Here is a 23,287-nt window from a genome sequence, read left to right on the forward strand (position 1 = left end):
CCGGGGGCGGGGGCCGCGCGCCGGCCCCCGTCCGGCCTCAGCGGACGGTGTGGCCCGCCCCGCGCAGCGCGCCCTTCACTTCGCCAATCCGCAGATCACCGAAGTGGAACACCGACGCGGCGAGCACGGCGTCCGCGCCCGCCTCGACCGCCGGCGGGAAGTCCGCGAGCCGGCCGGCGCCGCCCGAGGCGATGACGGGGATCGCGACCCGCTTGCGCACCGCGGCGATCATCGTCGTGTCGTAGCCGTCCTTGGTGCCGTCGGCGTCCATGGAGTTCAGCAGGATCTCGCCCGCCCCGAGCTCGGCCGCCCGCTGTGCCCAGGCGACCGCGTCGATGCCGGTGCCGCGCCGCCCGCCGTGCGTCGTCACCTCGAAGCCGGACTCCGTGACCGTGCCCTCGGGGCAGCGCCGCGCGTCCACCGACAGCACGAGTACCTGGCTGCCGAACCGCTCGGCGATCTCGCGGATCAGCTCGGGCCGCGCGATGGCCGCCGTGTTGACGCCGACCTTGTCCGCGCCGGCGCGCAGCAGCCGGTCCACGTCGTCGGGCGTGCGGACGCCGCCGCCCACCGTCAGCGGGATGAAGACCTGCTCGGCGGTGCGGCGCACCACGTCGTAGGTCGTCTCGCGGTTCCCCGACGACGCGGTGATGTCGAGGAACGTCAGCTCGTCCGCGCCCTCCGCGTCGTAGAGCTTGGCCATCTCCACCGGGTCGCCGGCGTCGCGGAGGTTCCGGAAGTTGACGCCCTTGACGACCCGGCCCGCGTCCACGTCCAGGCAGGGAATGACCCGTACCGCCAGCGTCACGGCCGCTCGCCCCCCTCGGCGCCCGCCCCGCCCCGCGGCCCGCGGTACGCCTCGATCTCGACCTGCACGAGGATGCGCGAGTCGGCGAAGCCCGCGACCACGGCCAGCGTCGTCACCGGCCGGACCGCCGCGAACAGCTCCTGGTGGGCGCGGGTGACCTCCTCCACGTCCCGCGAGTGGCTGAGGTAGATGCGGGTCCGCACGACGGACTCGATGCCGAGCCCGAACGGCGTCAGCGCCGCCACCGCGTCCGCGAGCGCCACCCGGGCCTGCTCGTACGGGTCCCCCACGGCCGCGGCACCGGCGGTCGGCGGCATCGTGCCGCCGACCAGCACCATGTCACCGGCCGCGACGGCACGCGCCGCGCCGAGCGTCTCCTCCCACGGACCGCCGGTCCCCACGCGTTCCAGCGCCATCAGGCCACCGCCTCCACCGTCCGCAGCGCCTCCTCCAGCGTGAAGGCGCCCGCGTACAGCGCCTTCCCGACGATCGCGCCCTCCACGCCCACGGAGGTGAGGGACGCGATGGCCCGCAGGTCCTTCAGCGACGACACGCCGCCGGACGCCACGACGGGCCGGTCGGTGGCCTCGCACACGGACCGCAGCAGGTCCAGGTTCGGCCCCTGGAGGGTGCCGTCCTTGTTGATGTCGGTCACGACGTAGCGGGCGCAGCCCTCGGCGTTCAGCCGCTCCAGGGTCTCGAAGAGGTCGCCGCCGTCCCGCGTCCAGCCGCGGCCGCGCAGCGTCGTGCCGCGGACGTCGAGGCCGACGGCGATCCGGTCGCCGTGCTCGGCGATCACCTTGGCGACCCACTCCGGGGACTCCAGGGCCGCGGTACCGAGGTTGACGCGGGTGCAGCCGGTGGCGAGGGCGGCGGCGAGGGTGTCGTCGTCGCGGATGCCGCCGGACAGCTCGACCTCGATGTCCATGGCGCGGACGACGTCGGCGATCTGCTCGCGGTTGTCGCCGGTGCCGAACGCGGCGTCGAGGTCGACCAGGTGCAGCCACTGCGCGCCGGCCCGCTGCCAGGCGACGGCGGCGGCGTACGGGTCGCCGTAGGACGTCTCGGTGCCGGACTCGCCGTGCACCAGGCGGACGGCCTGGCCGTTGCGGACGTCGACGGCGGGGAGGAGTTCCAGCATCACAGAGTCTCGATCCAGTTGGTGATGAGGCGGGCGCCGGCGTCGCCGGACTTCTCCGGGTGGAATTGGGTGGCCCACAGCGGCCCGTTCTCCACGGCGGCGACGAACGGCTCGCCGTGCGTGGACCAGGTGACCTTCGCGGGGCTCTGCGCCGCGTGGTGGGCGGGCAGCTCCCAGTCGTGGACCGCGTACGAGTGGACGAAGTAGAACCGCTCGCCGGGTGCTATGCCTGCGAACAGCCGGGAGTCGGCGGGGGGCCGCACCGTGTTCCACCCCATGTGGGGGACGATGTCGGCGCGCAGCGGCCCCACCGTGCCCGGCCACTCGTCCAGCCCCTCGCTGGCGACACCGTGCTCGATGCCGCGGGCGAACAGGATCTGCATCCCGACGCAGATGCCGAGGACGGGCCGCCCGCCGGCCAGCCGGCGGCCGACGACCCAGTCGCCGCGGGCCTGCCGCAGCCCGTTCATGCAGGCGGCGAACGCGCCGACGCCGGGGACGAGGAGCCCGTCGGCGTTCAGCGCGGTGTCCAGGTCGCGCGTGATCTCGACCTCGGCGCCGGTCCTGGCGACGGCGCGCTGGGCGGAGCGAATGTTGCCGAAGCCGTAGTCGAAGACCACGACCTTCCGGCCGCGCCCCGGGCTGCCGGACACGGCGTCGGCGAACGACTCGGTGCGGGTGTCGGTCGTCACGGTGTCACGCTCCCAGCCGGAGGGCGCCGGCCAGCAGGCACATGCCGCTCGCCACACCGAGCAGCGCGATGACGCCCCTGGGCAGCCCCTGCTTCACGAACGAGTAGACGCCGCCGGCGAGGAAGAGCCCCACAATCAGCAGCACTGTCGACAGGCCGTTCACAGGGCGCCCTTGGTGGAGGGGATGCCGGTCTGCCGCGGGTCGATCTCGCTGGCGTACCGCAGCGCGCGGGCCAGCGCCTTGAACTGGCACTCGACGATGTGGTGGGCGTTGCGCCCGTACGGGACGTGGACGTGCAGCGCGACCTGCGCCTGCGCCACGAACGACTCCAGGATGTGCCGGGTCATCGTGGTGTCGTACGTGCCGATCATCGGCGCCATGTTCTCCGGCTCGCGGTGCACGAGGTACGGGCGGCCCGACAGGTCGACGGTCACCTGCGCGAGCGACTCGTCCAGCGGTACCGAGGCGTCCGCGAACCGCACGATGCCGCGCTTGTCCCCGAGCGCCTGGCGGAACGCCGCGCCGAGCGCGAGCGCGGTGTCCTCGATCGTGTGGTGCGTGTCGATGTGCAGGTCCCCGTCGGTCTTCACCGTCAGGTCGAACAGACCGTGCCGCCCGAGCTGGTCGAGCATGTGGTCGAAGAAGCCGACCCCGGTCGACACATCGACCCGTCCGGTGCCGTCGAGGTCGATCCCGACGGTGACCGAGGTCTCCTTGGTGGTGCGCTCCACGCGGCCCACGCGCGTCATTCGCTGATCTCCTTCCGCACTGCCCGGACGGCGTCCAGGAAGGCGTCGTTCTCCTGGTGGGTGCCCGTGCTGACCCGCAGCCTGCCGGGCACGCCGTTGTCCCGGACGAGCACGCCGTGCGCGAGCAGCCGCTCCCAGACGTCGTGCGGGTCGGCGAAGACGCCGAACTGCACGAAGTTGGCGTCGGACTCCGTCACGTCGCAGCCCATGCCGCGCAGCTCCGCGACCAGCCGGTCCCGTTCGGCCTTGAGCTCCTCGACGTACCCGAGCAGCGTATCGGCGAACTCCAGCGCGGCGAGCGCGGTGGCCTGCGCGACGGCGGAGAGGTGGTACGGCAGGCGCACGAGCTGCACGGCGTCCACGACGGCCGGGTCGGCCGCGAGGTAGCCGAGGCGCAGCCCGGCCGCGCCGAACGCCTTGGACATGGTACGGGTGACGACGAGGTTGGGCCGGCCGTCCAGCAGCCGCAGCAGCGACGGTTGGTGGCTGAACTCGGCGTACGCCTCGTCCACGACGACCAGCGCGCCGTGCCCGCCCCGGGCGGCGTCCTGCGCCGCGTCGTACAGGGCGGTGACGGCCTCGGCCTCGACGGCGGTGCCCGTCGGGTTGTTCGGCGAGCAGATGAACACGATGTCCGGCGCGTGCTCGCGGACGGCGGCGACGGCGGCGGCGACGTCGATGCCGTAGTCCGGCCTGCGGGGGCCGGCGATCCAGCCGGTGCCGGTGCCGCGCGCCAGCAGCGCGTACATCGAGTACGAGGGGTCGAAGCCGATGGCGGTGCGCCCCGGGCCGCCGAACGTCTGCAGGAGCTGCTGCATGATCTCGTTCGACCCGTTGGCGGCCCACACGCGGTCGGCGCCGAGCACCGGCCCGCCGCCGGTGCGCGTGAGGTACGCGGCGAGGCCGGTCCGCAGGGCGACGGCGTCGCGGTCGGGGTAGCGGTTGAGGGTGCGGGCGGCGGCGGCGACGCGCTCGGCGATCAGCCGCACCAGCTCCTCGGGCAGGGGGTGGGGGTTCTCGTTGGTGTTGAGCCGCACGGGGACGTCGATCTGCGGCGCGCCGTACGGGCTCTTGCCCCGCAGCTCGTCCCTGATGGGCAGGTCGTCGATACGGGTCTTGCGCTGCTCGGTCACTTGCCGCTCTCGTCCTCGGTCGGTACCTGCCAGTCGAACCGCGCCTTGACCGCCGAGCCGTGGGCCGGCAGGTCCTCGGCCTCGGCGAGGGTCACCACATGGCGGGCGACCCCGGCCAGCGCGTCGCGGTCGTAGTCCACGACGTGGATGCCGCGCAGGAACGTCTGCACGGACAGGCCGGACGAGTGGCAGGCGCAGCCGCCCGTGGGCAGCACGTGGTTGGAACCGGCGGCGTAGTCGCCGAGGGAGACGGGCGCGTAGGGGCCGATGAAGACGGCGCCGGCGTTGCGGACGCGGGCGGCGACGGCGCGCGCGTCCTCGGTCATGATCTCCAGGTGCTCGGCGGCGTACGCGTCGACGACGGCGAGCCCGTGGTCGAGGTCGCGGACGAGGACGGTGCCGGACTGCCGCCCGCCGAGCGCCTCGGCGATCCGCTCGTGGTGCTTGGCTGCCGGGACCTGCGCGCGGAGTTCGGCGTCCACGGCGTCGGCGAGGGCGGCGGACGGCGTCACGAGGACGGCGGCGGCCAGCACGTCGTGCTCCGCCTGGCTGATGAGGTCGGCGGCCACGGCGACCGGGTCGGCGCTGTCGTCGGCGAGGACGGCGATCTCCGTCGGCCCGGCCTCGGCGTCGATGCCGATGACGCCCTTGAGCAGGCGCTTGGCCGCGGCGACGTAGACGTTCCCCGGGCCGGTGACCATGCGCACGGGCGGGCACTCGTCGGTGCCGTAGGCGAACATGGCGATGGCCTGGGCGCCGCCGGCCGCGTACACCTCGTCCACGCCGAGCAGCGCGCAGGCCGCGAGGATCGTGGGGTGGGGCAGGCCGGCGCTCCAGTCGTTGCCCGGGGTGCGCTGCGGCGGGGACGCGACGGCGAGGGAGCCGACGCCCGCCTCCTGGGCCGGCACGACGTTCATCACGACGGAGGACGGGTAGACGGCGCGGCCGCCCGGCACGTACAGGCCGACGCGCTCGACCGGCACCCAGCGCTCGGTGACGGTGCCGCCGGGCACGACGCGGACGGTGGAGTCGGTGCGGCGCTGGTCGCGGTGGACGAGGCGGGCGCGGCGGGCGGACTCCTCCAGGCCGGCGCGGACGGCCGGGTCCAGCTCGCGCAGCGCGCGCTCCAGGGCCTCGGCGGGAACGCGGATGCGGTCGACGGTGACGTGCTCGAACCGTTCGGCGTACTCGATCAGCGCCGCGGTGCCGCGATGGCGCACGTTCTCGCAGATGGGCCGCACCTTCTCCAGGGCGGCCTCGACGTCGAGCTCGGCGCGCGGCAGCAGGTCGCGGTCGATGCCGCCCTCCGAGGGGCGGCCCTCCCGCAGATCGATTCGATTCAGCACCCGTCCAGTCTCGCAGACGGCCCGGGAGCGGGGGGAACAGGTTTCACCATGTGGGAGCGGCGGCGCGGGCCGGTCACGGCGGGGTCGCCGTTCCTCCGCCGCGCTTCCCCCCGTCCCCCCGGACAGGGCATCCGCCAGCCGATAGGCTGGCCGGTCGTGACGACCACGCGCGTGCCGCTCTTCCCGCTGAACACCGTGCTGTTCCCCGGGCTCGTCCTTCCGCTGAACGTCTTCGAGGCCCGCTACCGCGCCCTGATGGCCGCCCTCCTCGAACTGCCGGAGGACGGTCCCCGGCCGTTCGGCGTCGTGGCGATCAGGGACGGGCACGAGGTGGCGCCGAGCGCGGTCGGTCTGCCGGAGAGCGGGAAGCCGCCACGGGCGGGGGCGGCCGCCGGGTTCGCCGTGGACGATCCGAAGCGCTCGTTCCACGCGGTGGGCTGCATCGCCGACGCCACCACGATCCGGCGGCGCCCCGCCGACGAGGGGTACGAGGTCCTCGCCACGGGCACGACGCGCTTCCGCCTCGTGTCGGTGGACGCGGACGGCCCGTACCTGCGGGCCGAGGTGGAGCCGCTGGAGGAGGTGGCCGGCGTCGGCGCGGGCGCGCTGGCGTCGGGGGTGCTGCGCGCGTTCCGCTCGTACCAGAAGGTCCTCGCGGGGGCGAACGAGCGCTCCCTCGCGCCGGGGCAGGAGCTGCCGGACGACCCGTCGGTCGTCTCCTACCTGGTGGCGGCCGCGACGATGCTGTGCACGGGCGACAAGCAGCGGCTGCTCCAGGCCGAGACGACGGCGGCGCGGCTGGCGGAGGAGCTGCGGGTCCTGCGGCAGGAGACGGCCGTCATCGCCAAGCTGCCGTCGGTGCCCGGCGCCGAGTTCACGGTCCGCCCGACGAGCCTCAACTGATGGCGCGCAGACAGCGGTCGGCCGGCACCGGCGGCACGCCCGCGACGGTGGCCGCGGCGCGCGCCGGGATCTCGTTCACGGTTCACTCCTACGAGCACGATCCGGCGGCCCCGTCGTACGGCGGGGAGGCGGCCGAGGCGCTGGGCACGGATCCGCGCCGGGTGTTCAAGACGCTCGTGGCCGAGGTGGACGGCGCGCTGACGATGGCGCTGGTGCCGGTCGCGGGGCAGCTCTCGCTGAAGGCACTGGCCGCCGCGGTGGGCGGGAAGCGCGCGGCGATGGCGGATCCGGCGGCGGCCGAGCGGACGACGGGCTATGTGCGGGGCGGGATCTCCCCGCTGGGCCAGCGCAGGCGCCTGCCGACGGTGCTGGACGCGTCGGCCGCCGGGCACGCGACGGTGTTCGTGTCGGCGGGCCGCAGGGGTCTTGAGATCGAGCTGTCCCCGGCGGACCTGGCAGCGCTCACCGGCGCGACGTCGGCCCCGATCGCGCGCTGAGGGCCGGGGCGGGCGCGCTCTCCTCCGCCGCCGGCCGGGCTGCGAGGACGGCCGCGGTGTTGTCCTTGACCCAGCGCAGCAGCGCGGCGAGGCGGTCCGCCGCGTCCGCGCCGAGCGGCGTGAGGGCGTACCTGACGCTCGGGGGCACGGTCGGCAGCACCTCGCGGGAGAGCAGCCCGTCGTGGACGAGGACCCGCAGGTTCTGGGACAGCATCTTCTCGCTGACGCCGTCGATGAGCGTGCGCAGTTCGTGGAACCGGAGCGGGCCGTCCTGCAGGCCGACGAGGATCAGCAGTCCCCAGCGGCTCGTCAGGTGGTTGAGCACCTCGCGGCCGGGACAGTCCCTGTTGAACGCGTCACAGGGGTCCGAGACGGCGCCGCGGGTGGCCTGGGAACCGATCTCCATGTCCGGACCTTACCTTGAGGTACGCCCTTACGGAAAGAGAGCGTTGTTCCTAGCGTCCTCGCATGACCACTTCACCCGGCCCATCGGGCACGAAACCCCTCGCGGCCCTCGTCGCCGCCGTCGCCGGCTACGCGCTCATGCAGACGCTCGTCGTCCCCGCGCTCGGGCTCCTCGGCGAGGAACTGGACGCCTCGCCCACCTGGACGGCATGGGTCCTCACCGCGTTCCTGCTGTCCAGCGCGGTCCTCACCCCGCTGCTCGGGCGGCTGGGCGACCAGTACGGACGGCGCCGCGTGCTGCGGTGGGTCCTCGTCGTCCAGGTCGTCGCCTGCGCGGGCGCCGCCGTGGCCGGGAACATCGGCGAACTCATCGCGGCCCGCGCCGTCCAGGGCGCCGGCCTGTCGGTGCTGCCGCTGGCGATCGGCATCCTGCGCGAGGCGCTCCCCGCGGACCGCGCCGCCCTCGGCACCGGCCTGGTGTCCGGCGTGATGGGCGTGGGCGCGGGTGCGGGCCTGGTCGCCGGCGGCCTGATCGCGGACCACACGACCTGGCGCGCCCTGTTCGTGCTGGGCGCGCTGCTGGCCGCCGTCTCCCTCCTGCTGGTGACGGCGTGGGTGCGCGACGACGGGCACCCGGCGGGCGGACGCCTCGACCCGGCCGGCGCCGTGCTGCTCGGGGGCGGCCTCGCCGCCGCGCTGCTGGCGCTGACGGAGGGTCCCGCCTGGGGCTGGGGCTCCTGGCGGACCGTGGGACTGTTCGCACTGGCGGCCGTCCTCCTCGCGCTGCTGGCCGTCGTCGAGTCCGGACGCCGGGACGCGCTCGTGGACATCCGGGAGTTCACCCACCGCCCGATGCTGGTCACGCACCTGGCGGCGTTCGCCTTCGGCGCTCTGAGCTACGTCTTCTACGTGGCACTCCCCCAGTTCGCCCGGACTCCGCACGAGACCGCCGGGTACGGCTTCGGCGCCACCGTCACGGGGGCCGGTCTGCTGATGCTGCCGAGTGCGCTCGTCATGCTGCCCGCCGGCATGTCGGCGGGTCGGTTCCCCCGCCGCGCCGGGGAGAGCGCGCCGCTGGTCACCGGTTTCCTGGTCTGCGGCGCCGGGGCACTGCTGCTGGCCGTCGCGCACGGGGCGGCGTGGCAGCATCTCGTCTTCTACACGCTGGTGGGTGTGGGCTCCGGCCTGGTCATGGCCGCTCTGCCGCAGCGGATCTCCGCCCTGACCCCGCCATCGAGGACGGGGACGGCCAACGGCCTCAACAACATCGCCCGCACGGTCGGCGGCGCGGTCGGCAGCCAGGTGACGGCCCTGTTCCTCACGCCCGGGGCGGCCGGCGGGCCGGTCGGCGACAGCGCCTACGGCGGGCTGTTCCTCGTCGCGACGGGCATCGGCCTGGCGGGCGCGGTCATCGCCCCGCTCGCCATCGGCGCACGGCGGGACACCGGGGAGCCCACCGCCACGGCCCCACTGCCGGAACGGGCCTGAACGCGATCACCCGGGGCCGGCCCGGGGACGGCTGGGGGCGGTGCCGACGGTCCGGTCCGGTGCCGCGCCCCGGCGTGCTCCGGTCCGTGCGCCTACGCGTCGTGCCGGACACCCTCCGGGCCGCCCCAGGACGGCAGTTCCGGCTCGCGCGGCACCTCGTCACGGGGACCCCAGACGGCCGCGCACAGCATGTGCACCGCCACCGCCCCGAACGGCAACCCCAGCAGAACGCCCTTCGCGCCCAGCCGCAGCGGCGCGTCGAAGACCACGTCCTGCCCGACGTCCCGCGCGTGCCGGCCGATGTCGTCGGTCGGCCCGAGCCACATGCCGAGCCGCCACGCCAGCAGCGACCCGAGGAACGTACCGATCGCCAGGGCGAGCACGACGCCCGCTCCCCCGCGCCGCCGCAGCAGGAACACGACCACGCCCGTCAGCGCGCCCAGGCCGAGTCCCCACAGCAGGAACGTGCCGTCCGCGCCGATCGCCTGCTGCCCCTCCGCATCGGCCAGCAGCACGGCCTCACCGTCGGACACCAGGGGTATGCGGGGTGCGAGCCACAGCCACAGCAGGCCGAGGGCGACGCCGGTGACGACGGCCGCGCACACCGCGACAAGGAGGTCGCCCAGGACCTCCCGGACCCACCGCCGGGGACGGGCTCCCCCGCCGTCCGCCGCGTCCGGTCCGCCGGCGGGCGGGGGCGGCGCCCACGGGTCGTGGGCTGGCCGCTCGGAGAGGTCTCGGTCCGGTGCGGGCTCGGGATCGGTCACGCGGTCATCCTGCCAGGTACGCCCATCCGTTCGGTCTCCGGGACGGCTGTTCGGGCGTATCACCGTATCGGCGGCATGTCCGGGCCGCAGGCGCGCCGGCGTGCCGTCCGCGTCAGCGCAGCGCCGCGCGCCGGTAGGCCCAGGTCGCCAGGGCCAGCGCGACGACGCCGACGACACCGCAGACGGCCAGGTTCGCGGCGACGGAGGCCCAGTCGGGATCGGTGCCGAACGTCTCGGCCAGCGCGTCCACCCCGTAGCTCGACGGGAGCAGGTCACGCAGCCAGCGCACGGGTTCGGGCAGCCGCCAGGCGGGGAGGACGCCCAGCAGCAGCGCGGCCGACATGCCGAGCTGCCCGCAGAGGGTGGCCAGCTCGGCCCGCGGCGCGAGGAGGCCGAGCGCGGCACCGAGACCGGCGAGGGCGGCGCCCGCGAGCGGCACCACGGCCACCAGGACCCACAGACCGCCCAGCGGGAGCTGGTACATCAGGGCGCCCGTCACCGCCGTGACGAGGACGCCCGGCGCCGTGAACGACGCGTACGCGGCGGCCGTGCCGAGCGCGACGGCGGCACCGGGCACCGGCAGGGTCGCGTAGTGGTCGAGCCCGCCGGACGCGCGGAGCTGGCCGAAGTACTGCGCCAGGAGGTTCAGCGCGACGAACGCGACCACCAGGACCGCCGACCCGGCGACGACCGCGCGCGCCTCGCCGCCGCCCCCTGTGCCCCCGTCGACGACGCCCCGCATCAGGACCATGATCCCGATCGACTGGAACGTGGCGACGAACAGCAGCGGGATGCGGGCCACCCGCGCCCGTGAGAGCTGTGCCCGGTAGACCGCGGCGAGGGCCGGCCACAGCCGCGCCGCGGGGGCGAGCGGTTCGGGTCCCCCGTCCGCCGCGGCGGGCAGGACGGCCGTGACGGCGGCGCCCGTACGCGCGGCGACGCGGGCCGCGGGGATGTCGGTCGAGATGTCGGTCATGCGCGCACCAGTCCTTCGCCCCGCCCGCCGAGCGCGAGATACACGTCCTCCAGGCTCGGTGTCGCGAGCGTGAAGTCGTCCAGGGCGGCGAACGCCGGCCCCTGGGTGACCGCCGTGACCAGCGCCCTGGCCTCGTCGGGCGGCAGCCGCAGGGTCCAGCGGCGGCCGGCGATCCCGGCGGCGCGGCGTGCGTCGGCCAGCTCCGCGAGACCGTCCGGCGGCTCGTCGCGCCACACCAGGTCGAGCCGTACGTCCGGGCCGACCAGCGCCTTGAGCCCGCCGGGCGTGTCGCAGGCGATGACGCGGCCCGCGTCCAGGACGGCCACGCGGTCGAGCACGGTCTCGGCCTCCAGCACGTTGTGCGTGACGAGCAGCACGGTGGTGCCCTCGGTGGCGCGGCGCCGGTCGATGGCGGACCACACGGCGCGCCTGGCCACCGGGTCCATGCCGGTGGTCGGCTCGTCCAGCACGAGGACGGGCCGGTGCCCGGCGAGCGCGGCGGCCAGGCAGGCCAGCCTGCGTTCGCCGCCGGACAGCTTCTTCACCGGGCGGGAGGCGAGGGGTCCCAGCCCGAGTTCGTCGATGACGGTGTCGCGTTCGCGGCGGGCGGCGGGGGCGTCGAGGCCGCGCAGCCGCGCCGTCGTCTCGGCGGCGAGGGCGACCGTCAGCTCGTCCAGGGCGGACGACTCCTGCCCGAGGTACGCCAGCAGCCGCGCGGCGCGGCGCGGGTGGCGGACCAGGTCGTGGCCGAGGAGGGTGATGCGCCCGGCGTCGGGCCGCAGCAGGCCGGTGATCTGCCGCACGAGGGTGGTCTTGCCCGCCCCGTTGGGGCCGAGGATGCCGAAGATCTCGCCGCGCGCCACGTCCAGACCGATGCCGTCGCTCGCCGCGACCGGCGCGGGAGCGCCGGCGCCGCGCCCGTACCTGCGCCCGGCCTTGCGGACGGGGTAGGTCTTCACCAGGTCGCGCACGACGAGGGCCGCGCCGGTGGTGACGCGCCGCGGGGTGTTCGTCGGGGGGCCGGTCCGAGCCGTGGGGGAGACCACGAGGAGTGAGCCTACGCGGCCTGCCCCCCCGGCAGGACGCCGGGGCACGTTTCGGACAATCGCGCGACCGCGCCCGCCCGTCTCGCGCCGAGCCCCTCGGACAAGCCCCAGGGTCTGTCCGGCGGGTCCCGCCTGTCTCGCGACGCCGGCCACGGCACCTCGCTGCGTTGCCGTATCGCGCGAATACGACGGGTATGAGCTGCGATCCGGCGCCTTGCGATGCACCGCATCCGACGCCGCGAGCCCGCGACAGGACCCGCCGGACAGACCCTAGTGCCGCGTCAGGCAAGGTTCGCCCCGTCGCGTCGCCCGGCACGGCACCTCGCTGCGTTGCCGAATCGCGCGAATACGACGGGTATGAGCTGCGATCCGGCGCCTTGCGATGCACCGCACCGGACGCCGCTCCTTGACGGGCAAACCTGCCTGACGCGGCACTAGGCGGTGCGCTCCGCGCCGGTCCTGGCGTCCACCTCGCGCCAGAAGCCGGCCCGGATCGCGTAGCGGTCCTGCTCGTCGATCTGGTCGTCCTTGTGGGCGAGCAGGCCGAAGCGGGCGGCGTAGCGCAGCAGCTCGCCGTCGATGCGGTGCGGGATGCGGGGGTACTCGCCGGCCAGGCGCTGGAGGTGCGCGGGGGCGGCGAGGCGTTCGGCCCAGCGGCGGGCGAAGACCTGGCCCACCTCGAACGGGTCGCCGCTGACCGCGGTGATGTCCTCCTCGCGGTCGGCCCACCGCTGCTCGGCGGTGGTGAGCTGGGAGAGCATCGGGATGGCGGCGATCTCGGGGGACTCCTCGGGCGCGCCCCGGTCCACCCAGCCGCGGTCGGACGACCAGCGCAGTGTCGCGGTGGCCGGCGCGGTGCCGCCGGCCGGCTGCGGCGGCGCGGCGACGGACCGGCCGAGGGACGCGAGGTCCTTCGGCGTGGGGACGCCCCGGGCGGCGGCCTGCCCGCCGGACTCCCGCGGCTCGGGCGGGCAGGGCGACGCCTCGGCGGCGGGGGCGCTGCCGTTCTTGCCGGGGACGGGCACCGTGCCGGAGCGCCGGCCGGGCGCCGGGTCGCCGCCGTGCCCCGGCGTCTCGGGCAGCGGGGCGGAGAGGATCGCGGCGATCTCGGGGCGCTGTCCCGGGTGCGGGGAGGCGCCGGTGAACGTCTCGTTGACGCGGACGGCGCGCGTGATCCACGCCCGGTCCAGGACACGCCGTTCGTCGGCCTCGGCGACGAGGTCCTCGGACTGGTTGTAGTCGCCGTCGGCGGCCTGGACCGCCCACAGGTGGACGGCGACGCCGTGCTCCTTGGCGGACATGAGGCCGGGCAGCAGGTCCCCGTCGCCGGTGACGAGGACGATGTCGGCGCAGGCGCGATTGCGGGCGAGTTCGGTGAGTTCGGCGTGCATGGCGGCGTCGACGCCCTTCTGCGCCCAGCGTCCGTCGCTCCGAGTGAGGGCGCCGAGGCGGACGGTGACACGCGGCATGACGCGGAGCCGGCGGTGCTCGGGCTGCGGGACGCGGTCGGGGGCGCCGTCGAACCAGTAGATGCGCAGCAGGTCCCGGCCGGTGTCGGCCTCGGCCCGCTCGCGCAGGCCGTGGATGAGCGCGGCGTGATCGACGGTGATGCGGGGCCGGGACGGTTCGCCGGCGAGGAGGCTGGCCGCGGCGCCCAGCAAGTACCCGGCGTCCACCAGGACGACGCAGCGGTCCACGTAGCACCTTCCTTCCCCGGCCTGACCCGGAACGTTTTCTTGAGTCTGCCCGACCGGAGCGTCGTTATCTGCGCCAACTCGATCTTCGGCGTGGCGAATCAGGGGTCCGGTCCGTCCGGAATGCGGTCTTGGGGAAGCCGTGCGAGGCTGATGCCGTGCCACCGTTCCGCGCGGCAGCGGGACGGGACGCCGCAGCGCCGCCGAGCGCGAGGAGGACTCATGGCCAAGAACGGCAGGAACAAGGACCGGAACCGCGACCGGCCGCCCGAACCGCCGCCGGGCGAGAGCCGTCCCGAGGCTTCCGCGGAACCGTCGAGAAGCCGCAAGCGGGAGAGGCGTTTCGGGCACAACTGACGTCAACCCGCCGCCCGCGGTACCGCACGAAGGAGCGCACCCCCGCTCGGGGGTGCGCTCCTTTGCGCGACGGTGCGCGCGTCAGTCGGTGAATGCGTGCCTTCGGTGCGCGGCGGCGAAATAGCGCGCGTCCGAAACCTGCGACGGTGACACGTACGCCACCGGCTCCCCCCGGTGCACTTTGTCATATGCCTCGTGCACACAACGCAGACGGTCGTCGAACGCACTTCCGGGGAAGTACCCGGCCAGCGCGTGGACGGCTTCCTCCCGTGAGGCGTGCGCCTCACGGATGAGGAAAGCTGCCTTTTCTATCATCAGGGCGTCCACGGCAACCCACCCCTTTCATGGAGTAGTTCTCACTCCCGAAGGTAGCGCCGCGGATTTCCCGTATCGGTAAAGCGGATTCCATCATCCCGCCAAACAAGCGGGACCCAGCAGCGCCTTGAGGTCGCCGAAGAGCGCGGGGTCGGCGGCCACCCGGTGCCGGTCCAGGCGCAGGACGGTCGTCGAGCGCGCGCCCTGCAGCCGCAGGCGCACCTCGGTCGGCCCCCGGTGCGCCCCCAGCAGCTCGCCGAGCCGTTCCACGAGCGGCGGGGTGACCTTGACGCTCGGGATGGTGATGGTGACCGGCGCGTCGGCGGAGGCGTCGGACAGGTCGGGCACCATCAGCTCCATGGCGACCAGCCGCGGCACGTCCTCGCGCTTGTCGAGCCGTCCCTTGACGAAGACGACGGTGTCCTCGACGAGCTGGGTGGAGATGAGCTGGTAGGTCGCGGGGAAGAACATGCAGTCGATCGAGCCGGCCAGGTCCTCCACGGTGGCGATGGCCCACGGGTTGCCCTGCTTGGTCATCTTCCGCTGGAGACCGGAGATGATGCCGCCGATGGTGACGGTCGCGCCGTCCGGGTACTCGCCGCCGTTCAGCGCGGAGATCGCGGCGTCGGCCTTCTCGCTCAGCACGTGCTCGATGCCGAACAGCGGGTGGTCGGAGACGTAGAGGCCGAGCATTTCCCGCTCCTGCGCGAGGAGATAGGACTTGTCCCACTCCTCGTCGGAGAAGACGACGTCGAGCCCGAACCCGGGGCCGTCGTCCTTGTCGTCGTCGCCCATGCCGCCGAAGAGGTCGAACTGCCCCTCGGCCTCCTTGCGTTTCACCTGCACCACCGTGTCGATCATCGACTCGAAATGGGCGGTGAGTCCCTTGCGGGTGTGCTTCAGCGTGTCGAAGGCGCCGGCCTTGATGAGTGATTCGATGGTGCGCTTGTTGCAGACGACGGCTTCGACCTTGTCCAGGAAGTCGGGGAACGACGTGTACTTCCCCTTGGCCTTCCGGGTGGCGACGACGGAATCCACCACGTTCTGCCCGACATTGCGGACTGCCGTGAGCCCGAAGACGATGATCTCGTCGCCCCGCGGCGTGAAGAAGGCCTCCGATTCGTTGACGTCCGGCGGCAGCACCTTGATGCCCATGCGGCGGCACTCGTTGAGATAGACGGCCGACTTGTCCTTGTCGTCGCGCACGGACGTGAGGACGGCCGCCATGTATTCCGCCGGGTAATTCGCCTTGAGATAGGCCGTCCAGTAGGTGATCAGGCCGTACGCCGAGGAGTGCGCCTTGTTGAACGCGTATCCGGAGAACGGGACCAGCACGTCCCACACGGCCTGCACGGCCTCGTCGGAGTAGCCGTTCTTCCGCATGCCCTCGCGGAACGGCACGAACTCCTTCTCCAGGATCTCCTTCTTCTTCTTGCCCATCGCGCGGCGCAGCAGGTCCGCCTGTCCGAGCGTGTACCCGGCGAGGACCTGGGCCGCCTTCTGCACCTGCTCCTGGTAGACGATCAGGCCGTACGTGACGTCCAGGACGTCCTTGAGCGGCTCCTCCAGCTCCGGGTGGATCGGGGTGATCTCCTGCTGCCCGTTCTTGCGGAGCGCGTAGTTGATGTGGCTGTTCATGCCCATCGGGCCGGGCCGGTACAGCGCGCCGACGGCGGAGATGTCCTCGAAGTGGGTCGGCTTCATCATGCGCAGCAGGGACCGCATCGGCCCGCCGTCGAACTGGAAGACGCCCAGGGTGTCGCCACGGCCCAGGAGCTCGAACGTCTTCGGGTCGTCCAGCGGCAGCCCGAGCAGCTCGATGTCGATGCCCTTGTTCTGCTTGATGAGCTTGACCGCGTCATCCATGATCGTCAGGTTGCGCAGGCCGAGGAAGTCCATCTTCAGCAGGCCGAGCGACTCGCAGGTGGGGTAGTCCCACTGCGTGACGACCACGCCGTCGTTCTTCGGCGCGAACAGCGGCACGTGGTCCACGAGCCGCTCGCTCGACATGATCACGCCCGCCGCGTGCATGCCCATCTGCCGCACCAGGCCCTCAAGGCCCTTCGCGGTGTCGATGACCTTGCGGACGTCCGGCTCGTTCTCGTACATCCCGCGCACTTCGGCCGCCTCGCTGTAGCGCGGGTGCTCCTTGTCCGTGATGCCGGACAGCGGGATGCCCTTGCCGAGCACGTCGGCGGGCATCGCCTTGGTGATGCGGTCGCCCATGGCGTACGGGTAGCCCAGGACGCGGGAGGCGTCCTTGATGGCGGCCTTCGCCTTGATCGTGCCGTAGGTGCCGATCATGGAGACCTTGTCGGCGCCGTACTTCTCCGTGACGTACCGGATGACCTCGCCGCGCCTGCGCTCGTCGAAGTCGATGTCGACGTCCGGCATGGAGATGCGCTCGGGGTTGAGGAACCGCTCGAAGATCAGACCGTGTTCCATCGGGTCGAGGTCGGTGATGCCGAGCGCGTAGCTCACCAGCGAGCCGGCCGCCGAGCCGCGGCCCGGCCCCACCGCGATGCCCTGGGACTTCGCCCACATGATGAAGTCGGCGACGACGAGGAAGTAGCCGGGGAACCCCATCTCGATGATGACGTTCATCTCGTACTCGACCTGCCGCTCGCGGTCCTCCGGCACCCCGCCCGGGTAGCGGCGGGCCATGCCGCGCGCGACCTCCTCGCGGAACCAGGTGACCTCCGTGTAGCCGTCCGGCACGTCGAAGCGCGGCATCAGGTCGCGCGGCTTGAACCAGCCCTCGGTGTCCACCTGCTCGGCGACCAGCCGGGTGTTCGCGCAGCCCTCCTGCCAGGCGTCGGACAGGTCGATGGCGTACATCTCCTCCGGCGACTTCAGGAAGTAGCCGGTGCCGTCGAACCGGAAGCGGTCGGGGTCGGAGAGGTTCTTGCCGGTCTGGACGCACAGCAGCGCGTCGTGGGCCGACGCCTCGTGGCTGTACGTGTAGTGGCTGTCGTTCGTGACGAGCGGGGGGATGCCGAGCTTCCTGCCGATGTCCAGCAGCCCGTCGCGGACCCTCTTCTCGATGTCGAGGCCGTGGTCCATCAGCTCCAGGAAGTAGCGGTCCTTCCCGAAGATCTGCTGGTAGTCGGCGGCGGCCTTCAGGGCCTCCTCCTCCTGCCCGAGGCGCAGGCGGGTCTGCACCTCGCCGGACGGGCAGCCGGTGGACGCGATCAGCCCCTCCGCGTACTGGGCGATCGTCTCCTTGTCCATCCGCGGCCACTTGACGAAGTAGCCCTCGGTGTAGGCGTCCGACGAGAGCCGGAAGAGATTGTGGAGACCGGTGCGGTTCGAGGCCCAGATCGTCTTGTGGGTGTAGCCGCCGGAGCCGGAGACGTCGTCCCTCTTCTGGTGCGGCTGGCCCCACTGGACGCGGCGCTTGTGCCGGCGCGACTCGGGCGCGACGTACGCCTCGATGCCGATGATCGGCGTGACGCCGGCGTTCGTCGCCTGCTGGAAGAAGTCGTAGGCGCCGTGCAGGTTCCCGTGGTCGGTGATCGCGATGTGCGACATGCCCATCTCGTTGCACGCGGCGAACATGTCCTTGAGCCGTGCCGCACCGTCCAGCAGCGAGTACTGGGTGTGAACATGCAGGTGTGTGAACGGCTTGGTCACTCCACGGGCCTTCCGCAGCAGGGGTGGTTTCGCTCACCGACCCTACCCCCACCCCCCTCCGGTCCCGAGCCGCCCACACATCGCGGCCCGCCCCGTGTTTCCCCAGGTCAACAGGGGTTACGCCCCGGACGTCCGAGGTCAGCGCGATGGTCACGGAACCATATCCGCCGGGGTCTTTATGACGTTCATACGAACGACCTGGCACACTCGCCACGATGGGCAGAACAGGTTTCCCGGCTCGGTCCGCGGCACCGCGCCCCTCCGGGGTGGGCACCGCGGGCCTGCGCGTGCTGCGCGCGGCGGTCTTCACCGCCCTGTGCGTCACCCTGTCCGCCGGTGCCCACATCCTGCTCTCCGGTACGCCACTCCCCGCAGCGACGGCCGCCCCCGTGGCCGCCGCCGTCTTCGCGCTCGCCCTGCTGCTCGCGGGCGACCGGGAGCGCGGCTTCTGGTCCATCGCCGCCCTCCTGGTGCCGCTCCAGCTCGCCGCGGACACCGTGTTCACGACCGGGCAGGCCACGTGTTACGGACCCGGCGGCGGCCCCGTCACGGGCCCCCTGCGGATGCTCGGCCTCGACCTCCTGTGCGGCGGCGGCGATCTCGGCGGCTCACTGTCCGGCCTCACGTCCGTACCCGCCGGCCCCCTGGGCGGCCCCCTCGGCGGCCCCCTGGCCCTGCTCGCCGCGCACATCGCGGTCGGACTGCTCGCCGCGTGCTGGCTGCGCGGCGGCGAGGCGGCGCTCGCCAGCGCGCTGCGGTCGGCCGTCGCCGTCACGTTCCGGCCGCTGCTGCTCGCCGTCGCCGCGGTCCACGCCGGCCGCTCCGGGCGCCGCACCGCCGCGCCGCGGGCGGGCCGGCGCGAGGAGCCGGCTCCGCGCTCCCCGCTGCTCGCGCACTCCGTTCTCCGCCGCGGTCCGCCGGCGCCCGCCGCGCTCGCCTCCTGAGCGCGCGACCGCCAGCCCCGCCGTCCACCGGCACAGGACCCCACACACGGAGATCACCATCATGAGCAAGCGCAATTCCGCCGAGGCCAAGCGCGCCGCCCGGGAACGCCTCCAGGCCGAACGGGAGCGCGAGGCGCGCCGCGCCCGGCTCCGCCGGCGCCTCACCGTCGCCGGCTCGGCCGTCGTCGTCCTCGGCATAGCCGCCGGCGTCGGTGTCGTCGTCGCCAACCAGGACGGCGGCGGGCACGACGACACGAACTGGTCCGCCGTCCGCGACCAGATCGACGGCAAGGCCGCGGAGGCCGAGTCCGCCGCCTTCGCCGACGGCGCCCCCGCCAACACCGCCGGCGACGACGGCCTGACCGTCCGCGTCGGCGACGAGGACGCCCCCAACACCCTGACGCTCTACGAGGACCCGCGCTGCCCGATCTGCGCCACCATGGAGCAGACCCTTGGAGAAACGATCCAGCAGGGCGTCGAGGACGGCACCTACAACATCGAGTACGTCTTCGGCACCTTCCTCGACGACAGCCTCGGCGGCAGCGGCTCGAAGAACGCGCTCAGCGCCCTCGCCGCCGCGCTCGACGTGAGCCCCGAGGCGTTCACCGCCTACCACGAGGCCCTCTACTCGGCCGACAACCACCCGGACGAGCAGACCGACGCGTACGCGGACGACCAGACGCTGATCGACATCGCGCAGAGCGTGCCCGAGCTGAAGGACAACGCGGACTTCTCAGCGGCCGTCGAGAACAGCAGCTACGCCGTCTGGGCGCTGAAGATGTCGGACAAGTTCGACAGCACGGAGGACGTCACCGGCACGCCGACCCTGCGCTACAACGGCGAGATCGTCGACACGCCGCAGTCCCCCGAGGCGTTCGAGCAGATGATCAGCGAGAACAGCCAGTAGACACCGCGGTGAGGGCGGCGCGGGCCACCGCGCCGCCCCTCCGTCACCCGTCGAGCGACGCCAGGAACTCCTCGGCCAGCCGCCAGGTCTCCTCGGCCGCCTCGGCATCCCAGTCCGGCAGCCCCGGGTCCGTGTACAGGTGGCCCGCGCCCGGGTGCCGGAAGACCTCGACATCGGCGCCGGCCCGCCGCATCCGCAGGTACCAGGCCGTCAGCCAGTCGTGCGTCTCGAACGGGTCGGGGTCGGCGACGTGCAGCTGCACCGGCAGGTCGTCCGCCGCCGCGTCGTCGGCGATGTCCGCCGTGCCGTGCAGGAGCAGCGCCCCCCGCGCCCGCTCGTCGCCGAGCGCCACCGTCTGCGCGAGCGAGGCGCCGAGCGAGAAGCCGGCGTAGACGAGACCGGCGTCCGAGTGCGGGGCGGCGGCGGCCACCGCGCGCCGCAGCAGTTCGTCCCGCCCGATCTCCTCGCTGATCGCCATTCCCTCCTCGACCGTCTGTGCCGTCCGGCCATCGAACAGGTCCGGCACGTGCACGCGGTGTCCCGCCGCCCGCAGCCGCCCGGCGGCGTCCCGCACGGCGGGCCGCAGACCGTGGACGGAATGGAAGAGGATGACATCGCTCACGGTCTGAAGGCGTCCTTTCCCGGGGTACGCGTGGGGATGATGGATGTGTGGGCCGGACCAGCCGGGCCACCACCATCCTGGCAGACGAACCGGCCGGCCCGCCGCGCGGCCGCCGCCCCCAGTGGAGGACTCCATGGACGACGTGTTGCGGTCACTTCTGGTGATCGGCGGCACCCTCGCGCTCACGCTGCTGGCCGGCTGGCTCATCGACCGCGCCCTGTCATCGGCCGACGCCCGGCACCACGACACACGTCTGTGGGGTCTGATGCGCCGCTGCAGCGCGCCGCTCCAGCTCCTCCTCGCGGCCTCCGCCGTCCGCGTCGCCTACGCCGCCTTCGACCTCAGCCTGCGGCGCGACGACATCATGGAGAGCCTGCTCGCGACCATCGCCATCGCCGCCGCGGCCTGGCTCGCCATACGGCTCGCCGGCGCCGTCGCCGAGAACTCCCTCGCACGCTACGAGTCCCGCACCCAGGACCTGGCCCGCGTCCGGCAGTTCCGCACCCAGCTCACGATGCTGCGCCGCGTCGTCACGACGATCCTGGCCATCGTCGCGGTGGCGGTCACGATCCTGGTGCTCTTCCCCGACCTGCGCACCCTGGGCGCCTCGATGCTGGCGTCGGCCGGCGTCATCGGCGTCATCGCCGGTGTGGCGGCCCAGTCGATGCTGGGCAACCTCTTCGCCGGCCTGCAGATCGCGTTCGGCGACTCGGTGAAGATCGGCGACACGGTCGTCGTGGACGGCGAGTGGGGCACGGTGGAGGAGATCTCCCTCGCGTTCCTGACGATCCGCATCTGGGACGACCGTCGCCTGACGATGCCCGTCTCGTACTTCAACAGCAAGCCGTACGAGAACTGGTCCCGCGGCGGCAACGAACTGACCGGCACGGTCTTCCTCTACCTGGACCACGCGACACCGATCCCCGAGCTGCGCAAGCACCTGCAGGAGTTCCTGCTGGGCCGCAAGGACTGGGACGGCCGGAGCTGGAGCCTGGTGGTGACGGACACGACTCCGTCCGCGATCCAGGTACGCGCCGCGATGTCCACCCGCAATTCCGACGACGCGTGGAACCTGCGCTGCGCGGTACGCGAGGAACTCATCGCCTGGCTGGGTGAGACCCACCCCTACGCACTCCCGAGGGTGGCGACATCACAGGCGGCGACACCACCGGACCACCGCTTGCCGCACCAGCACACGGCACAGACCACCACCACGAACCACCACACGACGACCCACGTCCACTGACCCACGCCGGTCCGGCGGCCCGGGTCAGCCGTGGGGCAGGCTTGCCCTGTCCAGTTCGCGCAGTGCTCGGTCCACCACGTCCGGGTCGGCGCCCGCCTCGCTGCGTGCGTCCAGGACCTCGCGCCGCGCGGCGGCCAGCAGTTCCGCGTAGTACGTGTCGACCTGCCGCGTACGCTGCGCGCGCAGGGCCGCGTTCTCCCGGAGGTCGCCCTCGGCGAGGGACGGCGAGATCCGCACCCCGATGTCGAGCGCCCGGCGCAGCAGCGCCTCCGACATCTCCTCGGTGAGGTCCGCACTCTCCTCGATCTGCCGCAGCCGCCGCCGTGCCGCCTGCGCCGCGCGGACCGCGAGGTCGTGCTCCTGCTGGTCGGCGATGTCGGTGTCCGCGCGCACGCCGAGCAGGCCGACCAGCCACGGCAGCGTCAGCCCCTGCAGGACCAGCGTGACGAGCACGACGACGAAAGCGATGAAGATGAGGGCGTCGCGCTGCGGGAAGTCGCCCCCGTCGTCCACGGCGAGCGGCACGGCGAGCGCCAGGGCGACGGTGGCCACCCCGCGCATGCCGGACCACCACATGATGACGGTCTCCTGCCAGCTGAGCGGCACCTCCTCGGCGGAGTCCGTGTCCTTGTGCAGCCGCCGCGCGAACCACGCCGCCGGCAGCAGCCACAGCAGCCGGACGCCGATGACGGCGGCCAGCACCGCGAGGGCGGCGGGCAGCAGTTCGTCCCAGCGGTCGAGGGTGGTGTCGAGGACGCTGTGCAGTTCGAGCCCGATGAGGCCGAACGCGACGCCCGTCACCATGGTGTCCACGACGGCCCAGAAGCTGCCGCCGGTGAGCCGCCCCGCCACGTCGTCCGGGTCGGTCTGCTCGCTCAGGTAGAGGCCGAGCACGAGGACGGCCAGCACGCCGGAGCCGTGCATCTCCTCCGCGATGACGTACGCCGCGAACGGCAGCAGCAGCGTGAAGCCGACCCTCAGCGTCACATCCCCGAGCAGGGGCCGCATCAGCGTGACGAGCCAGCCGAGGACGGCGCCCACCGCGACCGCGACGACCGCCGACAGCGCGAAATCGGTCACGGCGGCGGGGAACGAGTACGAGCCGGCCACGACCGCGCCGATCGCCACGTGGTACAGCGTGATGGCCGTGACGTCGTTGAAGAGGCCCTCGCCCTCCAGGATCGACACCATGCGGCGCGGCAGCCCGAGCTGTCCGGCGACGGCGGTGGCCGCGATCGGGTCGGGCGGCGCGACGAGCGCGCCCAGCGCGACGGCGGCGGCCAGCGGCATGCCCGCGACGGCGGCGTCGGCGACGGCGGCCACGACGGCGGTCGTCACGAACACCAGCGCGACGGCGAGCAGCAGGATCGGCCGCACGTTCGCGGTGAACTGGCGCCAGGACGTGCGCCGCACCGCCGCGTACAGCAGGGGCGGCAGGACGAGCGGCAGGATCAGGTCCGGCTCGATCTCGATGTCCGGCACGAACGGCGCGACGCCGAGCAGCCCGCCGAAGAGGGTCATCAGGACGGGCGACGGCAGGTTGAACCGCTCACCGAGCGGCACGGTCAGCAGCGCGCCGAAGAGCAGGGCGAAGAGCAGGGTGACCTGGTCCACGTG

24 protein-coding genes are annotated in these 23,287 nt (G+C 73.2%); 7 read left to right on the forward strand and 17 right to left on the reverse strand.

Features of this window, described 5'->3' with window-relative positions; all coding sequences use genetic code 11:
* Window positions 1-37 precede the first annotated feature (37 nt).
* From hisF to hisD, 8 genes are read right to left on the reverse strand one after another with little or no spacing between them, the layout of a single operon-like run.
* The gene (gene hisF, locus EMA09_RS04910; RefSeq protein WP_129839241.1) at window positions 38-808 is read right to left on the reverse strand and encodes an imidazole glycerol phosphate synthase subunit HisF; all 771 of its coding nucleotides are present in this window, start codon (window positions 806-808) and stop codon (window positions 38-40) included.
* Window positions 805-1,224 (reverse strand): Rid family hydrolase, encoded by a 420-nt coding sequence (locus tag EMA09_RS04915; protein ID WP_129839243.1) that lies wholly within the window; start codon window positions 1,222-1,224, stop codon window positions 805-807. Before EMA09_RS04915 ends, hisF begins: the two co-directional genes overlap by 4 nt.
* Window positions 1,224-1,949 (reverse strand): bifunctional 1-(5-phosphoribosyl)-5-((5-phosphoribosylamino)methylideneamino)imidazole-4-carboxamide isomerase/phosphoribosylanthranilate isomerase PriA, encoded by a 726-nt coding sequence (gene priA / locus EMA09_RS04920; RefSeq protein ID WP_129839245.1) that lies wholly within the window; start codon window positions 1,947-1,949, stop codon window positions 1,224-1,226. Before priA ends, EMA09_RS04915 begins: the two co-directional genes overlap by 1 nt.
* The gene (gene hisH, locus EMA09_RS04925) at window positions 1,949-2,602 is read right to left on the reverse strand and encodes an imidazole glycerol phosphate synthase subunit HisH (RefSeq protein WP_129843833.1); all 654 of its coding nucleotides are present in this window, start codon (window positions 2,600-2,602) and stop codon (window positions 1,949-1,951) included. The genes priA and hisH overlap by 1 nt, the downstream gene beginning before the upstream one ends.
* Window positions 2,603-2,645: 43 nt before the next feature.
* A complete protein-coding gene (locus tag EMA09_RS28190) occupies window positions 2,646-2,786 on the reverse strand; it encodes a hypothetical protein (protein WP_168220592.1) in 141 nt (46 codons plus the stop codon).
* A gap of 14 nt (window positions 2,787-2,800) precedes the next feature.
* Complete coding sequence (hisB, locus tag EMA09_RS04930) at window positions 2,801-3,391, reverse strand: imidazoleglycerol-phosphate dehydratase HisB (protein WP_129839247.1); 591 nt, start codon at window positions 3,389-3,391, stop codon at window positions 2,801-2,803.
* On the reverse strand, window positions 3,388-4,524 hold the full coding sequence (locus EMA09_RS04935) for a histidinol-phosphate transaminase (RefSeq protein ID WP_129839249.1): 1,137 nt from the start codon (window positions 4,522-4,524) through the stop codon (window positions 3,388-3,390). Before EMA09_RS04935 ends, hisB begins: the two co-directional genes overlap by 4 nt.
* Entirely contained in the window at window positions 4,521-5,870 is a 1,350-nt protein-coding gene (gene hisD / locus EMA09_RS04940) for a histidinol dehydrogenase (RefSeq protein WP_129839251.1), read from the reverse strand. Before hisD ends, EMA09_RS04935 begins: the two co-directional genes overlap by 4 nt.
* A 156-nt stretch (window positions 5,871-6,026) precedes the next feature.
* On the opposite strand from hisD, the gene EMA09_RS04945 reads away from it, so the two are divergent.
* Entirely contained in the window at window positions 6,027-6,773 is a 747-nt protein-coding gene (locus EMA09_RS04945) for an LON peptidase substrate-binding domain-containing protein (RefSeq protein WP_129839253.1), read from the forward strand.
* Window positions 6,773-7,270 (forward strand): Cys-tRNA(Pro) deacylase, encoded by a 498-nt coding sequence (gene ybaK / locus EMA09_RS04950; protein ID WP_129839255.1) that lies wholly within the window; start codon window positions 6,773-6,775, stop codon window positions 7,268-7,270. The genes EMA09_RS04945 and ybaK overlap by 1 nt, the downstream gene beginning before the upstream one ends.
* Here the strand turns inward: ybaK and EMA09_RS04955 are convergent.
* Complete coding sequence (locus EMA09_RS04955) at window positions 7,236-7,676, reverse strand: helix-turn-helix domain-containing protein (RefSeq protein ID WP_129839257.1); 441 nt, start codon at window positions 7,674-7,676, stop codon at window positions 7,236-7,238. The genes ybaK and EMA09_RS04955 overlap by 35 nt on opposite strands.
* Before the next feature lie 62 nt (window positions 7,677-7,738).
* On the opposite strand from EMA09_RS04955, the gene EMA09_RS04960 reads away from it, so the two are divergent.
* On the forward strand, window positions 7,739-9,163 hold the full coding sequence (locus tag EMA09_RS04960) for an MFS transporter (RefSeq protein WP_129839259.1): 1,425 nt from the start codon (window positions 7,739-7,741) through the stop codon (window positions 9,161-9,163).
* A 92-nt stretch (window positions 9,164-9,255) separates the two neighbouring features.
* Here EMA09_RS04960 and EMA09_RS04965 read toward each other — a convergent pair whose 3' ends face one another.
* The 4 genes from EMA09_RS04965 to EMA09_RS04980 form a co-directional block, all read right to left on the reverse strand.
* Window positions 9,256-9,930, reverse strand: coding sequence for an ABC transporter permease (locus EMA09_RS04965; RefSeq protein ID WP_129839261.1), 675 nt, complete (start codon window positions 9,928-9,930; stop codon window positions 9,256-9,258).
* A 112-nt stretch (window positions 9,931-10,042) separates the two neighbouring features.
* Complete coding sequence (locus EMA09_RS04970; protein ID WP_129839263.1) at window positions 10,043-10,906, reverse strand: ABC transporter permease; 864 nt, start codon at window positions 10,904-10,906, stop codon at window positions 10,043-10,045.
* Window positions 10,903-11,868 (reverse strand): ABC transporter ATP-binding protein, encoded by a 966-nt coding sequence (locus tag EMA09_RS04975; protein WP_240796628.1) that lies wholly within the window; start codon window positions 11,866-11,868, stop codon window positions 10,903-10,905. The genes EMA09_RS04970 and EMA09_RS04975 overlap by 4 nt, the downstream gene beginning before the upstream one ends.
* A 518-nt stretch (window positions 11,869-12,386) precedes the next feature.
* Window positions 12,387-13,649 carry an NYN domain-containing protein gene (locus tag EMA09_RS04980; protein ID WP_129839265.1) on the reverse strand — a complete coding sequence of 421 codons (1,263 nt, stop codon included), beginning with the start codon at window positions 13,647-13,649 and terminating at the stop codon, window positions 12,387-12,389.
* A 219-nt stretch (window positions 13,650-13,868) separates the two neighbouring features.
* Between EMA09_RS04980 and EMA09_RS29255 the strand changes: the two genes are divergently transcribed.
* Window positions 13,869-14,003, forward strand: coding sequence for a hypothetical protein (locus tag EMA09_RS29255; protein WP_276324156.1), 135 nt, complete (start codon window positions 13,869-13,871; stop codon window positions 14,001-14,003).
* A gap of 81 nt (window positions 14,004-14,084) precedes the next feature.
* Here EMA09_RS29255 and EMA09_RS04985 read toward each other — a convergent pair whose 3' ends face one another.
* A complete protein-coding gene (locus EMA09_RS04985) occupies window positions 14,085-14,330 on the reverse strand; it encodes a hypothetical protein (protein WP_129839267.1) in 246 nt (81 codons plus the stop codon).
* A gap of 81 nt (window positions 14,331-14,411) precedes the next feature.
* Window positions 14,412-17,951, reverse strand: a complete 3,540-nt coding sequence (dnaE, locus tag EMA09_RS04990) for a DNA polymerase III subunit alpha (protein ID WP_129839269.1) — start codon at window positions 17,949-17,951, stop codon at window positions 14,412-14,414.
* Between the two features lie 215 nt (window positions 17,952-18,166).
* Here dnaE and EMA09_RS04995 point away from each other — a divergent pair, with 215 nt between their 5' ends.
* Window positions 18,167-18,895, forward strand: coding sequence for a hypothetical protein (locus tag EMA09_RS04995; protein WP_240796232.1), 729 nt, complete (start codon window positions 18,167-18,169; stop codon window positions 18,893-18,895).
* Window positions 18,896-18,956: 61 nt separating this feature from the next.
* Complete coding sequence (locus EMA09_RS05000) at window positions 18,957-19,802, forward strand: thioredoxin domain-containing protein (protein ID WP_129839271.1); 846 nt, start codon at window positions 18,957-18,959, stop codon at window positions 19,800-19,802.
* A gap of 43 nt (window positions 19,803-19,845) precedes the next feature.
* Here the strand turns inward: EMA09_RS05000 and EMA09_RS05005 are convergent, their stop codons facing one another.
* Window positions 19,846-20,424: a dienelactone hydrolase family protein gene (locus tag EMA09_RS05005; protein ID WP_240796233.1), complete on the reverse strand. Its 579-nt coding sequence runs from the start codon at window positions 20,422-20,424 to the stop codon at window positions 19,846-19,848.
* A gap of 133 nt (window positions 20,425-20,557) precedes the next feature.
* On the opposite strand from EMA09_RS05005, the gene EMA09_RS05010 reads away from it, so the two are divergent.
* Window positions 20,558-21,670 (forward strand): mechanosensitive ion channel domain-containing protein, encoded by a 1,113-nt coding sequence (locus EMA09_RS05010; RefSeq protein ID WP_129839275.1) that lies wholly within the window; start codon window positions 20,558-20,560, stop codon window positions 21,668-21,670.
* Between the two features lie 24 nt (window positions 21,671-21,694).
* On the opposite strand, the gene EMA09_RS05015 is transcribed toward EMA09_RS05010, so the two are convergent.
* On the reverse strand, window positions 21,695-23,284 hold the full coding sequence (locus EMA09_RS05015; protein ID WP_129839277.1) for a Na+/H+ antiporter: 1,590 nt from the start codon (window positions 23,282-23,284) through the stop codon (window positions 21,695-21,697).
* Window positions 23,285-23,287: the final 3 nt, after the last annotated feature.

This window comes from Streptomyces sp. RFCAC02 (assembly GCF_004193175.1).
Taxonomy (GTDB): Bacteria; Actinomycetota; Actinomycetes; order Streptomycetales; family Streptomycetaceae; genus Streptomyces.

Excerpts from the sequence above, each read along its gene's own strand:
- EMA09_RS04970 (WP_129839263.1), bottom strand. The coding sequence starts at position 10,906 with ATGACCGACATCTCGACCGACATCCCCGCGGCCCGCGTCGCCGCGCGT.
- EMA09_RS29255 (WP_276324156.1), top strand. The coding sequence starts at position 13,869 with ATGGCCAAGAACGGCAGGAACAAGGACCGGAACCGCGACCGGCCGCCC.
- EMA09_RS04915 (WP_129839243.1), bottom strand. The coding sequence starts at position 1,224 with ATGGCGCTGGAACGCGTGGGGACCGGCGGTCCGTGGGAGGAGACGCTC.
- EMA09_RS05000 (WP_129839271.1), top strand. The coding sequence starts at position 18,957 with ATGAGCAAGCGCAATTCCGCCGAGGCCAAGCGCGCCGCCCGGGAACGC.
- hisB (WP_129839247.1), bottom strand. The coding sequence starts at position 3,391 with ATGACGCGCGTGGGCCGCGTGGAGCGCACCACCAAGGAGACCTCGGTC.
- priA (WP_129839245.1), bottom strand. The coding sequence starts at position 1,949 with ATGCTGGAACTCCTCCCCGCCGTCGACGTCCGCAACGGCCAGGCCGTC.
- EMA09_RS05010 (WP_129839275.1), top strand. The coding sequence starts at position 20,558 with ATGGACGACGTGTTGCGGTCACTTCTGGTGATCGGCGGCACCCTCGCG.
- EMA09_RS04995 (WP_240796232.1), top strand. The coding sequence starts at position 18,167 with ATGGGCAGAACAGGTTTCCCGGCTCGGTCCGCGGCACCGCGCCCCTCC.
- ybaK (WP_129839255.1), top strand. The coding sequence starts at position 6,773 with ATGGCGCGCAGACAGCGGTCGGCCGGCACCGGCGGCACGCCCGCGACG.
- EMA09_RS04955 (WP_129839257.1), bottom strand. The coding sequence starts at position 7,676 with ATGGAGATCGGTTCCCAGGCCACCCGCGGCGCCGTCTCGGACCCCTGT.
- EMA09_RS04960 (WP_129839259.1), top strand. The coding sequence starts at position 7,739 with ATGACCACTTCACCCGGCCCATCGGGCACGAAACCCCTCGCGGCCCTC.